11 protein-coding genes are annotated in these 16668 nt (G+C 70.7%); 6 read left to right on the forward strand and 5 right to left on the reverse strand.

Features of this window, described 5'->3' with window-relative positions; all coding sequences use genetic code 11:
* Nucleotides 1-4: 4 nt before the first annotated feature.
* The 3 genes from ACODR1_RS11415 to ACODR1_RS11425 all read right to left on the reverse strand — a co-directional run bounded on the left by ACODR1_RS11415 (nt 5) and on the right by ACODR1_RS11425 (nt 5133).
* Entirely contained in the window at nt 5-3289 is a 3285-nt protein-coding gene (locus ACODR1_RS11415; RefSeq protein WP_488880550.1) for a TonB-dependent receptor, read from the reverse strand.
* Between the two features lie 417 nt (nt 3290-3706).
* Nucleotides 3707-4339 (reverse strand): flavin reductase family protein, encoded by a 633-nt coding sequence (locus ACODR1_RS11420; protein WP_488880551.1) that lies wholly within the window; start codon nt 4337-4339, stop codon nt 3707-3709.
* 8 nt (nt 4340-4347) lie between these two features.
* Complete coding sequence (locus tag ACODR1_RS11425) at nt 4348-5133, reverse strand: GntR family transcriptional regulator (protein WP_488880552.1); 786 nt, start codon at nt 5131-5133, stop codon at nt 4348-4350.
* A 274-nt stretch (nt 5134-5407) separates the two neighbouring features.
* On the opposite strand from ACODR1_RS11425, the gene ACODR1_RS11430 reads away from it, so the two are divergent.
* The 6 genes from ACODR1_RS11430 to ACODR1_RS11455 all read left to right on the forward strand — a co-directional run bounded on the left by ACODR1_RS11430 (nt 5408) and on the right by ACODR1_RS11455 (nt 14502).
* Complete coding sequence (locus ACODR1_RS11430) at nt 5408-6586, forward strand: ABC transporter substrate-binding protein (RefSeq protein WP_488880553.1); 1179 nt, start codon at nt 5408-5410, stop codon at nt 6584-6586.
* A gap of 3 nt (nt 6587-6589) precedes the next feature.
* Nucleotides 6590-7468, forward strand: a complete 879-nt coding sequence (locus ACODR1_RS11435) for a branched-chain amino acid ABC transporter permease (protein WP_488880554.1) — start codon at nt 6590-6592, stop codon at nt 7466-7468.
* Nucleotides 7465-9936 (forward strand): ATP-binding cassette domain-containing protein, encoded by a 2472-nt coding sequence (locus ACODR1_RS11440; protein WP_488880555.1) that lies wholly within the window; start codon nt 7465-7467, stop codon nt 9934-9936. The genes ACODR1_RS11435 and ACODR1_RS11440 overlap by 4 nt, the downstream gene beginning before the upstream one ends.
* Before the next feature lie 72 nt (nt 9937-10008).
* Nucleotides 10009-12729: an ATP-binding protein gene (locus tag ACODR1_RS11445; RefSeq protein ID WP_488880556.1), complete on the forward strand. Its 2721-nt coding sequence runs from the start codon at nt 10009-10011 to the stop codon at nt 12727-12729.
* A 160-nt stretch (nt 12730-12889) separates the two neighbouring features.
* Nucleotides 12890-13489, forward strand: coding sequence for a helix-turn-helix transcriptional regulator (locus tag ACODR1_RS11450; RefSeq protein WP_488880557.1), 600 nt, complete (start codon nt 12890-12892; stop codon nt 13487-13489).
* A gap of 11 nt (nt 13490-13500) precedes the next feature.
* A complete protein-coding gene (locus tag ACODR1_RS11455; RefSeq protein WP_488880558.1) occupies nt 13501-14502 on the forward strand; it encodes an alpha/beta hydrolase in 1002 nt (333 codons plus the stop codon).
* On the opposite strand, the gene ACODR1_RS11460 is transcribed toward ACODR1_RS11455, so the two are convergent.
* Both ACODR1_RS11460 and ACODR1_RS11465 read right to left on the reverse strand, forming a co-directional pair.
* On the reverse strand, nt 14499-15944 hold the full coding sequence (locus ACODR1_RS11460; protein ID WP_488880559.1) for an OprO/OprP family phosphate-selective porin: 1446 nt from the start codon (nt 15942-15944) through the stop codon (nt 14499-14501). The genes ACODR1_RS11455 and ACODR1_RS11460 overlap by 4 nt on opposite strands.
* 102 nt (nt 15945-16046) lie before the next feature.
* Nucleotides 16047-16668, reverse strand: a 622-nt coding sequence (locus ACODR1_RS11465; RefSeq protein ID WP_488880560.1) for a cation:dicarboxylate symporter family transporter, incomplete at its 5' end; no start/stop codon positions are given.

Here is a 16668-nt window from a genome sequence, read left to right on the forward strand (position 1 = left end):
GCCTCTAGAACTTGTAGCGGACACCGAGCTTCACCTGCCAGACGGACTGGGTGTTGAAGCTGGTGGCGGCCTTCGACGTGAACTTGTCGAACTGGTAGAAATTCCCCTGCCCCGCGGCGCAGCCGACGCCGGCGAACTGGCAGTTGCGAGCCACGATGTTCGACGAGACGTAGGGGTTGGGCACCTGCTGGATCACGCCCCACTTGTTGTTGAGCATGTTCCCCAGGTTCTCGATGTCGACATAGATCTCGGCCTTGGCCGCGTGCGGGAAGAAGGCCGGAGCCTCCTGGCTGAGGCGCACGTCGATCGTGGTGACCTCGGGCGACTTGAAGGCGTTGCGCGGGGTGATCTTGCCGGCGTAGTCGATCAGGCCGGTCTTCTGCAGGAAGGCGTTGAAGGCGGCGAAGTCGAAGCCCGGGGCGTAGGAGATGATCGGGTCGCTGGTCGCGGTGACCAGGCCGTTCTGGGTCTTGGGCACGTAGAGCAGCTGGCGATTGCGCGAGGCGTTCGAGCCGTTCTCGCCCACCAGCACGTCGCCTGGCTGGGCGGCGTTGGCGCCGACGTCGAAGGTATAGCTGAACGGCAGGCCCGAGCGGCGCTGGGCGAACAGGCTGATCCCGGTGCGATAGCCCGAGAAGAACTCGCGGCGATAGCTCAGCGACAGCTTGGAGAGATTGCGGAACTCGTAGTTCGAGGTCGCCAGGGCCGGGTCGTTGGGATCGTCGGTCGCCACGCCGTTGTAGTTGGCCGCCGCCACCGTGCTGATGCCCGGATTGACGTCCTTGGAGTTGATGTAGGTGTGCGACAGCTGGGCGTCCAAGCCGTCCAGCCAACCGTCGGACCAGCGCTTGCCCAGCGCCACGCCCAGCTGGTCGGTGTGACCCTTGCCGGTGTTGGTGACGAAGATGTCGTAGCGGTTGTCGCGGCCGCGCAGGAAGGTCGGGCGGCCGTCGGGCGCCGCCGGGCCGGGATTGGCCTCGCTGTAGAGGTCGCGCCAGGTGACGGCGTCCTTGACCTCGGTGCGGATGTATTCGGCGCTGACCCGCCAGTCGTCGCCGCCGAACCGGCCCAGGTCGAAATACTTCTGGACGCCGATCGAGGCCTTCCACGACGACTGCGGCTTGAAGTCCGGATCGAGGATGTTGGTCAGCCCCTGCCCTGTCGCCGCGCTGGCGGTGTTGAGCTGCTGGACGGCGGGATTGACGAGCTTGGCGTCGACATTGTTCAGGCCGGCCAGGCAGGCGGCGCTGGTCGCGGCGGTGCGGGCGCAGTTGACGTTACCGAGCACGATGCCGGTGTTGTAGAAGGTGTTGGCCGTCCACACGGTGGGCGAGCCGCCGCCGAACAGGCCCACGCCGCCATAGACCGTCAGGGTCGGATCGGGCTGCCAGTTGAATCCGAAGCGCGGTTGCAAGAGGTGCTTGCCGTCGAGGTTGGCGCTGTTGTCCAGGCCGTAGCGGGCCAGGATCACGGGATTGGCCTGCGGGCTGTCGCTCTGCTCGAACCAGTCGTAGCGCAGGCCCGCCTTCAGGGTCAGGTTCGACAGGATCGCCCACTCGTCCTGCAGGTAGACGGTGTTCATGGCCGAGTGGATCGTGGCCCCGCCGTGCGCCTTGATGTTGTCGCCGGCGTTGGCGTAGGCCAGCGACGAGGCCCGCCTGGCCTCCAGGTCGGCGATGGAGTCGAAGACATAGGCGCCGTTGGCGTTCTGGACGAAGACGTCCCAGATCTTCAGCGCCTCGCGCTCGTAACCGCCGGTGATCTTGTGGGCGCCCAGGGTGTAGACGCCCTTGGCGCGATACTGCTGCAGATAGGTGGTCAGCTCGTTGGCCTGGTAGGAGGCGTCGGTGCCGGCATAGATGCTGGGGCCAATGCCCGCGCCGTTCACGAACACCCGGAACTGGGCGTAGTCCGTGCCCGCCAGCGGCGTCGAGGGGTTGTCCATCTTCTTGTACGAGGCCGACAGCTCGGTGGTGAAGTTGTCGGTCCAGTTCGAGAACAGCTGGGCCTTGTAGACGTCGAGATTGTTCTCGCGCTCGATCCACTTCGACAGCAGGCCAAGCGAGGTCGAGGCGCCCGTCAGGGTGTTGCCCGAGGCGTTGAGGTTGGAGCCGTAGGTGCGCTGGTAGGAGACGGTGGCGCGGTGGCGCTCGCTGATGTTCCAGTCCAGCTTGATGAAGTATTTCTCGTCGAGATTGCGGAACTGCGAGGCCGAATAGCCCAGCGGGTCGTAGCCGTAGACGCGCTTTATGATCTCGCGCACCTGCTCGGCCTGGGCCACGGTGATCCCCGGAACTTCGTTGGGCATGCCCGAGCCGACGGGGCCCGTCAGCGACGGCTCGACCCGCTCGAACTTCTCGTAGTTGGCGGTGAAGAACAGTCGGTCCTTGATGATCGGGCCGGTCAGGGTGGCGCCCCAGGTCTTTTCCGAGAACTTGCCGCCCAGGGTGCGCTTCTGGCGCGAACCGTCCTGGAAGTCGTCGTACTCGAACTTCTTGCCCTGCAGGTTCTGGTTGGTGTTCTCGAAGAACACCATGCCGTGGAAGGCGTTGCCGCCCGACTTGGTGGTGGCGTTCATGGTGCAGCCGCCGAACGAGCCGTAGTTGACGTCGTAGGGCGCCAGCTCGACGCCCAGGGTCTCGACAACGTCCATCGAGATCGGCGAGCGCTGGGTCGGATAGCCGTTTGCCTGCAGGCCGAAGTCGTCGTTCTGGCGCACGCCGTCGATGGTCAGCGAGTTGGAGCGGTTGTTGGCCCCGCCGCAGATCAGCGCCTTGCTGTTGGTGGAGTCGATGGCCACGAACGGGTTCATCCGCGCCAGGTCCTTGAGGTCGCGGCTGATCGACGGGGCCAGCTGGATCTGGGCGGCGCTGAAGTTGGAACTGGGACCGGTCTTGAGGTCCTTGGCGCCGACCGAAGCGGCGGTGACCACCACCGCGTCGACCGAGCCGCCGTCGAGCGCGAAGTTCAGCTGGAAGGCGTCGCCGGTGTTGACCGCCGGCACCTCGACGGTCTTGGCGCCGTAGGTCTCGGAATTGGCCGTCACCCGGTAGGGGCCGCCCGGACGCAGGTTGCGGGCCGAGAAGACGCCGTCGGCGCTGGTGGTCGCCGTGGTGGTCGTGCCCGAGGGGGTATGGACGATGGTGACCTGGGCGCCGGCCACGGGCGCCCCGGCCTCGTCGGTCAGCCGCCCCTGGATCGCGCCGGTGATCACCTGCGCCTGGACCACCGCGGGCGCGACCACCATCGCGATCACCCCGATCGCGGCGCCGGCCGAAAGCCTTCTCATGAACGTCATCGCCATATCCCCTGTTGCGAGTGCGGCGCGCGTATCCCCACGCGGCCGTGTCCTCGGCGGCGGATCGGCACGGTCGCCGGGCCGCCAGGGACGACTTCAGGGAAACTGGAATTTCGTCGATGATCTAAAATTAAATCGTCGACGATTTGATAAATCAGTGTCGACGTTATGTCTGCCGGTTTTTTTGGCCATGCGGCGCGGTGAGGCGCCCGGCCTTGGGGCGCCGCGGGTCGTCGAATGAAGTTCTGGGGCGAATGCGGAGTCGACGGATCGTCGACGATCGTCCGGTCGCGGAACAGCCAGGCTGGATCGCCGCCAGGCAACTCCGGCCACTATCGCCGTCCTCCCCCGCCTATGCGGAGAAGGACGATTTGGGGAATGGCAGGGATATAAGAGCCCAGCCCCGCCCTAGATCCGGTCGATCTCGGTCTCGCGCACCTTGCCCGCTTCGTCCTCGAGCGAGAACCGGTCGCGGGTGGTGACGTAGAAGCTGGCCCCAAAGCGGCCGACGGGGAAGTAGTCCTGCAGGCTCACCCGCCAGGCCTGGGTGTCGATCAGGCCCTCGCGGGCGTGCAGGTGCAGCACCTTGCCGAAGAAGATCAGCCGGCTGTCGGTGCGGATCGTCTCCCACAGGGCGCATTCGAAGGCGACCGGGGCCTCGGCGATGCGCGGCGGGGCGATCTCGACGGACGGCGCGGTCGTCAGGCCCACCTTGTCGAGCTCGCTCTGGTGGGCGGGCAGCGCCTCGCCGCAGGCGTGCATCTTGGCGGCGATGGCCTCGTCGGCCAGGTGCACGACGAACTGGCCGGACGAGACGATGTTGGCGGCCGTGTCCTTCAGCCCGCCCGAGGCCAGCAGGTTGATGCTGATCATCACCAGCGGCGGCTCTTCGCCCAGCATGTTGAACATGCTGAACGGGGCGGCGTTGACCACGCCGTCGGCGTTGATCGTGGTCACCAGGGCGATCGGCCGCGGCACGATCAGGCTCGCCATCAGCTTGTAGCGTTGATAGGCGGTGATGCTGGCGAAATCGACGTGCATGGCGCGGCTCAGGCCAGGTTCAGCATCTGGGCCAGGGTCTTCACCGAAGACGGCCGCTCCAGGCAGATCCGCTCCTCCAACCCCACCAGGTGGGCGTTCATCGCCGCCACGGCGCGCTTGGCGTCGCCCTTGGAAATGGCGTCGACGATGTCGCAGTGCTCCTCGTGCTCGCAGGCGGCGTTGCCGGCCGGCTCGTACAACGCCACGATCAGCGAGCAGCGCGAGATCAGTTCGGTCAGGTAGGCCAAGAGGATCGGGTTGCCGCCCAGGGCCGCCACCCGCAGGTGGAAGTTGCGCGCCGTCTGGGCCCAGGCCGGCTGGTAGGCGTTGGCCATGGCCTCTTCCTCCTGGTGCAGCAGGGCGTGCAGTTCCTCGATGTCCTTGCCGCTGTGGCGCTGGACGGCCAGTTCCACGAGGGCGGCTTCCAGCGCGCGGCGGGCCTCGAAGATCTTGCGGGTCTCTTCCGGCGTCGGGGCGGCCACGACCGCGCCACGGTTGGGACGCAGCTCGACGATGCGGTCGTGCTCCAGCCGTTGCAACACCTTGCGCACCACCGCCCGGCTGACGCCGAACAGCGAGCACAGGGCCGGTTCCGGCAGCTTGGTGCCCGGCGGCAGGCGCTGGTTCAGCACGCCGTCGAACACCGACTGATAGATCCGCTGCTCCACGTCGGCCCCGCCGTCGACGGCGGCAATGCCGGCCATGTCGGTCTTGGCCGGACCACGGCCAGCCTTGCGCGCGCCGGCGGCGGTCTTCGAGGCGTTGCGCGGCTTGGCCGAGGGCGTCTGGGTCATGAAATCCGCCGAAACTGGTGATTGCGGTTGTAGGCGCCCGCATCGAGCCCGATGCAACCAGGGACCCGCGCCAACCGACCGCCTTGAGGCCACGATGCCGCGATCGCGAGCAGATTTGCAATGACGAATGTCGACTTTCTGCACAGTCAGAATGTCGACGCATAATTATTCAGATCGTTGACGATTTTATGGGCCGATGAGCGAGCGACGCGATTAACTCGCCTTCGAACACGGCCCGGCGCCCACGCCGCCGCGCCAGCTCAAGAGGTGTCTCGTGTCGAATCCGTCCCGCCGCATGTTCGCCGTAGGAAGCCTCGCCGTCCTCCTGGCCGCCTGCAAGGGCCAGGGCGGCGCGGGGCCGGTGAAGATCGGCCTGGTCACCGCCCTTTCCGGGCAGTCGGCGCGCTCGGGCGAGGCCATCACCCGCGGCCTCACCGTCGCCATCGACGAGATCAACGCCGCCGGCGGCGTGCTGGGCGGGCGCAAGCTGGAACTGGTCCGCCGCGACGACGAGAGCAACCCGGCCCGCGGCGTCACCGCCGCCCGCGAACTGATCCACCGCGAGAAGGTGGCGGTGCTGTTCGGCGGGCTCGACACGCCGGTGGCCCGCGCCATCGTGCCGATCGCCAGCCAGGCCAAGGTTCCCTTCATGGTGCCGTGGGCGGCCGGCACGGCCATCACCCAGAACGGCACCAGCCCCAACTTCGTGTTCCGCGTCTCGGCCGTCGACGAGGAGGTCGACAAGGCCATGGTCGCCTATGCCCGCGAGACCTTCGCCGCCAAGCGCCCCGGCCTGATCCTGCTCAACAATCCCTGGGGCGAATCCAACGAGAAGGGCCTGAAGGCGGCGCTGGCGGCGGCCGGCGCTCCCCTCGCCGGCGCCGAGCGGTTCGAGCCGTCGGACGTCGACGTCACGCCCCAGCTTGGCCGCCTTCGCGCAGCCGGCGCCGACGCCCTGCTGCTGGTCGGCACGGTCGGCCCGTCGGCCCAGGTGGTGCGCTCGCTCGACCGCATGGGCTGGACCGTACCGGTGGTCTCGCACTGGGGCCCCGCCGGCGGACGCTTCGGCGAACTGGCCGGCCCCAACGCCGGCCGCGTGACCTTCGTCCAGACCTACAGCTTCGCGGGCCCCATCACCCCCGCCCGCGACAAGGTGCTGGCCGCCCTGATGGCCAAGTACCCCGACATCAAGTCGCCGGCCGACATCTCGCCGGCCGTGGGCGTGGCCAACGCTTACGACGCCCTGCGCCTGACCGCGCTGGCCATCGACAAGGCCGGCTCGACCGACGGCGACGCCGTGCGCAGGGGCTTCGCCGCCATCGATCGCTACGAGGGCCTGATCAAGACCTACGAGCGCCCCTTCGCCGACGGCCGCCACGACGCCCTGACGGAAAAGGACTATGTCTGGGCCCGCTTCGAGGGCGACGCCATCGTGCCGGTCCAGCGCGGCTAGGCCATGGACCTTCTGGCTCCCCTCCTCAGCGGCCTGGCGCTCGGCAGCATGTACGGGCTGATCGCGCTGGGCTTCCACATCACATTCTCGGTCTGCGGGGCGCTGAACTTCGCGCAAGGCACCAGCGCCATGCTGGGCGCGGTGCTGCTGTTCACGCTGGAGCGCACCCTGGGCTGGCCGATGCTGCTGGCCGCGCCCGCCACGATCGCGCTGTGCGGCCTCTACGGCCTGCTGGTCGAGGGGCTGGCGGTGCGGCCGTTCCTCAAGCGCAAGTCCGACGCCTGGCTGATGGCCACCGTCGCCCTGGGCCTGGTCACCGACAACGCCACGCTGTTCCTGTTCGGCACCGAGCCGCGCAGCCTCAGTTCCATCCTGACCGCCTCGTCCGTCAGCGTAGGAGAGGCGTCTCTGGGCGTCTATCCGCTGCACCTGCTGATCCCCGTCGTCGGCCTGGCGACCGCCGCCGCGCTGCACTGGATCAGCCGCAAGACCCTGCTGGGCACTGCGATCCTGGCCGTGGCCCAGAACCGCGACGCCGCCAGCCTGATGGGCATTCCCGTGAGCGCGATGATCGCTGCGGCCTTCGCGGTCTCCTCGGCCCTGGCCGGCATGGCCGGCGCCCTGGTCGCGCCTCTGTTCACCATCCAGCCCGACATGGGCGTCGTCCTGGGCCTGAAGGCCTTCGCCGTGGCCATTCTCGGCGGCCTCAAGAACCCGTGGGGGATCATGACCGCCGGCGTGCTGTTCGGCGTGGTCGAGGCCGCGTGCGCCAGCGTGCTGGGCTCGGGCTACACCCAGATGCTGACCTTCGGCCTGGTGATCCTGGCCCTGGCCCTGCGCCCCGACGGCCTGCTGGGCCGCGCCGAGGTGCGAAAGGTATGAGCATGCGTTCCCTCGGCTCCACCCTGGCCGCGCTGAGCGCGGTCGTCGTCGCCCTGGTCCTGGCCGGCGTGCTCGACAGCTACTACGCCTTCGTGCTGGGCCAGATCGCCCTGCTGACCATCGTCGGCGTGGGCCTCAACATCCTGATCGGCCTTGGCGGGCAGATGTCGTTCGGTCACGCCGGGGTCTACGCCATCGGGGCCTATGCCGTGGCGGTGCTGACCACGCGGCTTGGCCTCAGCTTCTGGATCGCCTGGCCGCTGGGCGCCCTGCTGGCCGGCGGCGTCGGCGCCCTGATGGCGATCCCGGCCCTGCGCCTGAAAGGCCCGTACCTGGCCATGGTCACCATCGCCTTCGGCCTGATCGTCGAGCACGGCCTCGTCGAACTGCGCGACGTCACCGGCGGCCAGAACGGCATCCTCGACATCCCCGCCCCCGGCCTCTTCGGCCAGACCCTCGACGCCAACGGTCTGGCCGTGCTGGCCGTCGCCGTGGCGGCCGCCTCGCTGCTGGCCTTCCAGCGCCTGTCGGCCGGCGGCTGGGGCGCGGCCATGCGGGCCGTCCGCGACACCGACGTCGCCGCCGCCTCGGTGGGCCTGAACCCCACCGTCGTGCGCACCCTGGCCTTCGCGCTGTCGGCCCTGTTCGCGGGCGCGGCCGGCGGCCTGTTCGCCCCGATGGCCGGCTTCGTCACGCCCCAGACCTTCAACCTGACCCAGTCGATCCTGTTCGTGCTGGTGGTGGTGCTGGGCGGGTCCGGAACTCGCATGGGACCATTGCTGGGCGCCCTGGTCGTGGGCCTGCTGCCCGAGCTGCTGGCCGGCTTCGAGGCCTATCGCATCCTGGTGTTCGGCGCCCTCCTGATGGTGGTGCTGTGGCTCGCGCCGCGCGGGCTGGCCGGCCTGTGGGAGGCCCTGCCCTTCAAGCGCAAGGCTTCGCACCCGCAAGCCGAAGAGATCACACCGGCCCTCGCCGAACTGCTGACCGCCCGCCCTCGCGCCGCCCTCACGGCCGAGGACCTGGGCATGCGCTTTGGCGGCCTGCGCGCCCTGGACGGCGCCCGCTTCACGCTGCCGCCCGGACGGGTGACGGCCCTGATCGGTCCCAACGGCGCGGGCAAGTCGACGGTGATGAACCTGCTCAGCGGCTTCTACCGCCCGACCGATGGCCGCTGCCTGCTGGGCGATGCGCCCCTGCCCCGCCAGGCCTTCGCCGCCGCGCGGGCCGGGGTGGCGCGCGCCTACCAGACCTCGCAGGTCTTTCAGAGCCTCAGCGTCGAGGACAACGTCCTGCTGGCCGATCGCCGGGGAAAGCTGGGCGCACCGCTCGCCCGGTTCGCCGCCAAGGCGCAGCGTGAACGCGCCCGCGCCCTGCTGGCCGCCTGCGGCTATGTCGGCGACCCGATGCTTGCGGCCGGGGATCTCGCCCATGTCGACCGCCGCCTGGTCGAGATCGCCCGCGCCCTGGCGCTGGATCCCGACGTCCTGCTGCTGGACGAGCCGGCCGCCGGCCTGTCGCAAGAGGACAAGCGACGCCTCGCCGCCCTGTTGACCGAGATCGCGCAAGCCGGCGTCGCCGTCGGCCTGATCGAGCACGACATGGGCCTGGTCATGGGCGTCTCCGACGCCGTCGTAGTGCTGAACGCCGGCGTGCAGATCGCGCAAGGGACGCCGGAAGAAATCCAGGCCGATCCGGCCGTCCGCGCGGCCTATCTGGGCGCGGCCCCGGCCTCGGCGCCCGTCGATCGCGGACCGGTCAGCCGTCTGGACGCCCTGCGGGTGGTCAACCTGACCACCGGCTATGGCGCCGCGCCCGTGCTGTCTGGCGTCGAGATCGAGGTCCGCCAGGGCGAGGCCGTGGCCCTGCTGGGCGCCAACGGCGCGGGCAAGTCGACCCTGATGCGGGTCATCGCCGGCCTGCATCCGGCCGCCGAGGGCCAGGTCGCCTTCGAGGGCGGCCTGCTGAACGGCCTCTCGGCCAACGAGCGCGTGCGCAGGGGCGTGGTGCTGTCGCCCGAGGGCCGGCAGGTGTTTCCGGAACTGACCGTGCGCGACAACATCCGCCTGGGCGCCTTCCTCGACCGTCGCGACCTCGAGCCCCGCACCCAGGAGATGCTGAGGCGCTTTCCCCGCCTCTCCGAGCGCCTGCACCAGCGGGCCGGCCTCCTGTCAGGCGGCGAGCAGCAGATGCTGGCCCTGGCCCGCGCCCTGATGAGCCGGCCCAAGGTGCTGCTGCTGGACGAGCCGTCGTTGGGCCTGGCCCCGCGCGTGATCGACGAGATTTTCGGCGCCTTCCGCGACCTGCGCGACCAGGACCTGACGCTGCTGATCGTCGACCAGATGGCAGGCCTGGCGCTGTCGGTCTCCGACCGGGCCTATGTGCTCAGCGGCGGCCAGATCGTAGCCCACGGGACCTCGGCGCAGATCGCCGCCGATCCGGCGGTGAACGCGGCCTATCTCGGCGGCTGAACAGGGTCACGGTCACGCCATCGCGCAAGATTAGTTCTATCGGCGCAAAACGAATCCGCGCGAAACCGCCCCATGCCGTCCAGCACCGTCGCCAGTTCCTCGCTCGTCTTCGGCCCGTTCACGCTCGACCGCGAGCGCCGCCTGCTGAGCGCGGGCGGCGAGCCGGTGGCGATCGGCAGCCGGGCGCTGGACATCCTGCTGGCCCTGATCGACGCCAACGGCGAGCTCCTGAGCAAGGATCAGTTGCTGGGGCGGGTATGGGCCGACGTGACGGTCGACGAGAGCACCCTGCGCGTCCACATCGCCGGCCTGCGCAAGGCGCTGGGCGACGGCCGCGACGGCGCCCGCTACGTGCTGAACGAACAGGGCCGCGGCTACCGCTTCGTCGCCCCCGTCACGCGCCCCGACGATCCGCCGGCCGTTCCGCAGCCCGCACCGTTCGCCCCGGCGCGTACTCGCCCGACCGCCCGGCGGATCGTCGGCCGCGACGCCATCGTCGATAGTCTGGTCCAACTGCTGCCCGAGCGGGGCTTCATGACCGTGATCGGCCCCGGCGGCATCGGCAAGACCACCGTCGCCGCCGCTGTGGCCGAGCGCGTGGCCCAGGCGCAGGGACTGCCCTGGGTGTTCGTCGACCTGGCCCCCGTCGCCCAGTCGGAGCTGGTCGCGGGAACCGCCGCCGCCGCGCTCGACCTGCCAGGCTCCGGCCGCGACGCCCTGACCGCCGTGGTCGCGCGCCTCGCCCAGGTCCCGACCGTGCTGGTGCTCGACAACTGCGAACACGTGGTCGACGCCGCCGCCGATCTCGCCCAGGCCATCCACCAGGGCGCGCCGGCGACCCTGGTGCTGGCCACCAGCCGCGAGGCCCTGCGCGCCGAAGGCGAGTGGGTGCACCGGCTACAGACCCTGCCGACGCCGGAGGACGGCGCGATCGACGCGCAGGCCGCCGCCGGCTACCCGGCCGTGCAGCTGTTCGTCGAGCGCGCCCGGGCCAGCGACGACGCCTTCGCCCTGACCGACGCCAACGCCGCCGCCGTCGCCGAAATCTGCCGCCGGCTGGACGGCATGCCGTTGGCGCTCGAACTGGCCGCCGCCCGCATCGACATGATGAGCGCCGCCGAGCTGGCGGCCAATCTCGACGACCGTTTCGACCTCCTGACCAAGGGCCGCCGCACCGCCCTGCCCCGCCAGCAGACCCTGCGCGCCACGCTGGACTGGAGCTACGGCCTGCTGCCGGCCGAGGGCCGCGCGGTGCTGGATCGCCTCAGCCTGTTCGCCGGCGCGTTTCCGATGGACGCCGCCCGGGCGGTCGCCGCCGACCAGGACCTGGGCCGACACGCGGTGCTCGACATCGTCACCGCCCTGGCCCGCAAGTCGCTGCTGTCGGTCGACGCCTCTGGACCGGCCACGCTGTATCGCCTGCTCGACACCACCCGCGCCTATGCCCGCGAGACCCTGGCCACGCGTCCCGACGCCGGCGAGACCGCCCGTCGCCACGCCGAATACTGCTGCGCGCAGTTGGCCGACACTGAAAGCGCCTGGGAAGGCCGCGCCCGCCGCGAATGGCTGGCCGAGAAGAGCCGCCTGGTCGACGACGTGCGCGCGGCCCTCTCCTGGGCGTTCTCACCAGCCGGCGACCTGCCGCTGGCCATCCGCCTGACCGTCGCCTCAGCGCCGCTGTGGTTCCACCTCAGCCTGCCCAGCGAGTTCCTGGCCCTGGTCGGAAAGGCCTTGAAGAGCATCACCGACACCGACCTGGCCGGCTCGGCCGACGAGGTCGAACTGCTGAGCGCCCAGGGCCACGCCCTGTGGCACACCCACGGCCCCACCACGGCCATGGAGACCGCCTTCGCCCGCGCTCTGGAGATCGCCGAAGCCCTGGACGACCCGGCGCTGCGGCTGCGGGCGGGCTGGGGCCGCTGGGCTCATGCCATCCTGGCCGGGCGCTACGCCGACTGCGCCGTCTTCGCCGACGCCTTCCAGGCCATCGCCCAGGCCGTCGGCGATCCTGCCGCCTTGCAGACGGCCGACCACATGCAGGCCCTGCGGCATCATTTCTCGGGCGACCAGGACGAGGCCTTGAAGCTGGTCGATCGGGTGATCGCCACCCATACCGGCCCGGTGGTCGCCAACCAGGCCAACCACGCCCAGGTCAACGACACGGTCGCGGCCAACGCGCTGAAGATGCGAATCCTGTGGCTGCGCGGCGAGTCCGCCCAGGCCCTGCGCCTGGCGCAGGAGACGGCCGACGCCGCCCTGGCCACCGACCACGACCTGACCATCTGCTACGGCCTGGCGGTCGGCGCGATCCCCGTCGCCCTATGGACCGGCCGCGCGGACCTCGCCCGCCACTGGGTGGATCGCCTGCTGGAGCGGGCGCGCGGTCGCGGCGTGCGGTTCTGGGAGCTGTGGGGCCTGGGCTATCTGGCCGCCCTCGATCCTTCGGTGCGCGCGCCCGCCGAGGCCTTCCCGATGCAGGTCGAGTGCTTCGCCGCCGCGGATGCGGGCCTCGTCGATGCGGACATGCTGGCCCGCCTGGACCAGGAGCCGTCGACCTGGGTCGGTCCCGAGCTGCTGCGCCTTGCGGCCCTGGCCGGTCATCCGGTCGAGCGTAATGCCCGCCTGCACGCCGCCCTGGATCTGGCCAAGGTCCAGACGGCAGGCGCCTGGAGCCTGCGGACCGCCATCACCCTGGCCGAGCCTGGCCGGGTTCGCGAGGCGCTGGAGGCCCTGCCGGACGTTCCGGGCTGCCCTGATCGCCAGGCCGCGCGGGCGCTGCTCGACGCGGGCTGAACACTGCGCCGCGCGTCGCGCAACAACCACTCAAGCGACTGCATTTACTCGCCTTTTCAAACTACACAACTCTACACAAGGCTTAACTCACGCTCGGCGGAGGACCTTGGCATCGTAGTTTCACACCGGCGGCGAGCCGGGCGCTGAAAGGAACGCTGCCATGTCTTTCGAACCCATCTCTCCCGTCGCCGCCTCCGGCTTCGATCGCGTGATCGACCTGAACGCCGCCGCCCTGCCCGACCTGATCGCCGGCCTGCTGGCCGACGCCCGCGCCGCCGCCCGCGACGACCGCCTGGCCGCCGAACGCCGGGTGCGCGAGGCGATCGAACTGGTGCAACGCGAGGGCAAGCGGCTGCTGGACGACGCCCGCCCCGCGCCCGTCACCGGCGGTCTCGCCCCCTGGCAGGTCCGCCGGGTCGACGCCCACCTCGCCGCCAATCTCGACGCACCGGTGAAGGTGTCGGAGCTGGCCGCTCAGGTCCGCCTCAGCGTCAGCCACTTCTCGCGCGCCTTCGCCGTCAGCTACGGCGGCGGGGCCCGAGAACACATCATCCAGCAACGCCTGGAGCGCGCCCGCCAGATGATGGTCGAGACGGACGAGCCCCTGGGCCAGATCGCCGCCGCCTGCGGCTTCGCCGATCAGGCCCACTTCTCCAACCGGTTCCGCCGCGCCTTCGAGACCAGCCCGCTGGCCTGGCGGCGCCTGCACCAGCGCGACCAGGAAACCTCGATCGGCCTGGCCGACGCGGCCCTGGCCTGAAGGATCCCGCTTTGTCCCGCAACGACCCCGCCGCCGGCCCGGTGCTGACCCCCGCCTCGGCCCATCCGGTGCTCGACCCCGTCACCCAGCAGTTCGTCGACGAGCGCCTGGACCGCGCCCCAGCGCCCCTGCGCGACCAGCCGCTGGACCAGGCGCGCGCGGCTTTCGCCGAAGCCCAGGCCCCCCAGTCGGACCTGCCCAGGGTGGCGGTGCTCGACCTTGCCCTGGACCTGGCCGGCGGCGGTCGCCTGCCGCTGCGCGTCCTGCGGCCGCCGGGCGGCTCATCTCCCCTGCCGATCGTGCTCTACCTGCATGGCGGCGGCTGGATCATGGGCGGCGGCGGCACGCACGAGCGGCTGATGCGAAGCCTGGCCCTGGGCGCGGGTGCGGCAGTCGTCGATGTCGGCTACGCCCTGGCGCCCGAGGCGCGGCATCCCGCCCAGATCGACCAGGCCCACCTGGCCCTGCTGACGCTCGTCGAGCGCGCGGCGAGCCTGGACCTCGACCCGAGCCGCATCGCCGTGGCCGGCGACGGCGCCGGCGGCGCGATCGCCGCGGCCCTGGCGCTCCGGCTCGCGATCGCCGACGGCCCGGCGCTGGCCGGCCAGGTCCTGCTGTGCCCGATCACCGCGCCCGTGGGCCAGAGCCGCTCCAGCCAGGCCTTCGCCGAGGGCCCCGGCCCCACCGCCGACGACCTGCGCTACTGCCTGGCCTGCCTGGGCGCGACGCCGGACGACGACACGCCCGTCTTCGTGCTCGACACGCCGCTGCGCCGCCTCTCGGCCCTGCCGCCGACCCTGATCGTCACCGCCGAGGCCGACGTCACCCGCGACGACGCCGAGGCCTACGCCCGCAAGCTGATGCGCGCCGGGGTTAAGGTCACGGCGCAGCGCATGATCGGCGCCATCCACGACTTCATGATGCTGGAGGCCCTGCGCGACACGCCGCCCACGCAAGCGGCTGTGCAAGCGGCAGCGCTCTTCCTGCGGACGGTGCTGGAGACCGCCCGCTAGAACTCCAGCTGTAACCGCGCCTGGGCCACGGTGACGTCGGCGTCGAGCTGCGCACCGGCGATCGGCCGGTTGTCGATCCTGGCCCGCGTCAGGTTCCCGCTCAGCCGGACATAGGCGTACGGGTACCAGTTGGCGCCCAGCGTCACGGCGCGGTAGGTCCCCGCCGTGGCCAGCCCCGCCTGCGATGCGACGGGAGCGACGCCGTTGGCGGCCATGTCGCTGAAGTCGGCGTAGTCGTAGCGGGCGGCGAACTCCAGGGCGCCGAAGCCGCCCCGGTCAAGCGGATGAGCCACCCGGATCCGGCCGAACGAGCCGTTGGGATTGTAGGGCCTGGTCTCGCCGGTCGCGAACCAGCTGGCCGAGGCGTAGGCCGTGACGATGTCGAAGTTGGGCCCGCCCAGCGCCGCGCTGACGTCGGTCCCGATGCGGTCGACCCGGATCCGCGCCGCCTCGCCCTGCAGCGACACGGCGCGATGCACCCACGCCGCCTCCAGGCCCAGCGTGGTGTCGCCGTCGCCGACCGCGCCCGTCGAGAACAGGGTCGCCCCGCTCGGGGCCTGCGGCCGGAAGGCGGTGTTGGCCGCCGCCGAATAGGTGAAGCCGGTCTCCCCGCCCCGGTCGCGCCGCCGAACCCAGGCGCCCAGGTGCAGGCGATCGCTTTCCGACAGTTGCGGCGACCATGTCCCCCGCACGGTCACGCCCATGCGCTCGACCGCCTGGTTGGGGTCATAGCCCCCGACGGCGTCGGTGCGGTTGATGTTGTCGCCCTGCAAAGCCCCCCACAGCGACCAGTTGATCCCCGTGCGCACAGCCTGCAGCGCAAGCACGTAGCCGGCGTCGATCACGTCGCCATAGGCGCCGCGCTCCATGAAGGTGATCGACTTGAACGAGGTCAGCCCCTCCAGCGAGGCGGCCTTCTGGTTGCCGACCAGCAGGCTGGTCTGCTTGTCGAGACGATAGTCGATGATGGCGTCGTCCCAGCCCCAGGCGCCGCCGCTGACCGCGCCGCCCTCCAGCCGATAGCCCCAGCGGCCGTTCTGGCCCTCGACGCCGAGGAACAGCTGCCGGGCCCGAAGCTCGCGGGCGTGATAATCGGCCAGTCCGTCGCGCTGGGCCACGGCGTCGACGGCGTCCAGCAGGATCCGCCCGCGCAGCTTGAAGGTGGCCCCCGAGGCGTCGGTGAAGCGCGGCGAGTTCTCCCAGCGCATCGGCTCGGGCGCGGGCTTGGGCGGCGTGGTCTGGATGACCGGGGCCGCTGCGGCGACCGGCGCGGATACCGGCTGTGGAGCGGTCGGGACCGGCGCCTGGCGCTCCAGCACGTCGATGCGCGCCTGCAAGGCCTGGATCTGGGCTTTCAGCAGGGCGAGGTCGGCGTCCTGGGCCTGGGCCGCGCCCGCGGCGCTGGCGGCCACAAGGGCCGTGGTGGCGAAAAGCATGCGCATGGCTGCGTTCTCCCCGCCTCCCGCGCGGGGGCGCGGGAGGAGACGACGAGGGATGGAAAGGCCGCCGCGAAGGCGGCCCAGGTTGCGGGAAGGTGGAGCGGCCTACTCGGCGGGCGCCGGCAGCGGCTCGGCGTCGATCGGCGCGGCGCGACCGGCCAGGGCGGCGTCAAGCTGCTCCTTGTCCAACGCCTTGTCCCAGCGTGCGACGACGACGGTGGCCACCGCGTTGCCGATGAAGTTGGTCAGCGACCGGCACTCGCTCATGAAGCGGTCGACGCCGAGGATCAGGGCCATGCCGGCGACGGGGACGCTGGGCACCACCGAGAGGGTGGCGGCCAGGGTGATGAAGCCCGCGCCGGTGACGCCCGCCGCGCCCTTGGACGACAGCATGGCCACGCCCAGCAGGGCCAGCTGGTCGCCCAGCGACAGGTGCACGCCGGTGGCCTGGGCGATGAACAGCGCCGCCAGGGTCATGTAGATGTTGGTGCCGTCCAGATTGAACGAATAGCCCAGCGGCACGACGAGACCCACGACCGGCTTGGCGCAGCCGGCCTTCTCCATCTTCTCCATCAGGCTGGGCAGGGCCGATTCCGAGGAGCTGGTGCCCAGGACCAGCAGCAGTTCGCTCTTGAGGTAGCGCAGCAGCTTGAGGATCGAGAAGCCGTTGAAGCGGGCCACCGCCCCCAGCACCACCAGCACGAAGATCGCCGAGGTGGCGTAGAAG

This window comes from Caulobacter sp. FG7, assembly GCF_057808875.1.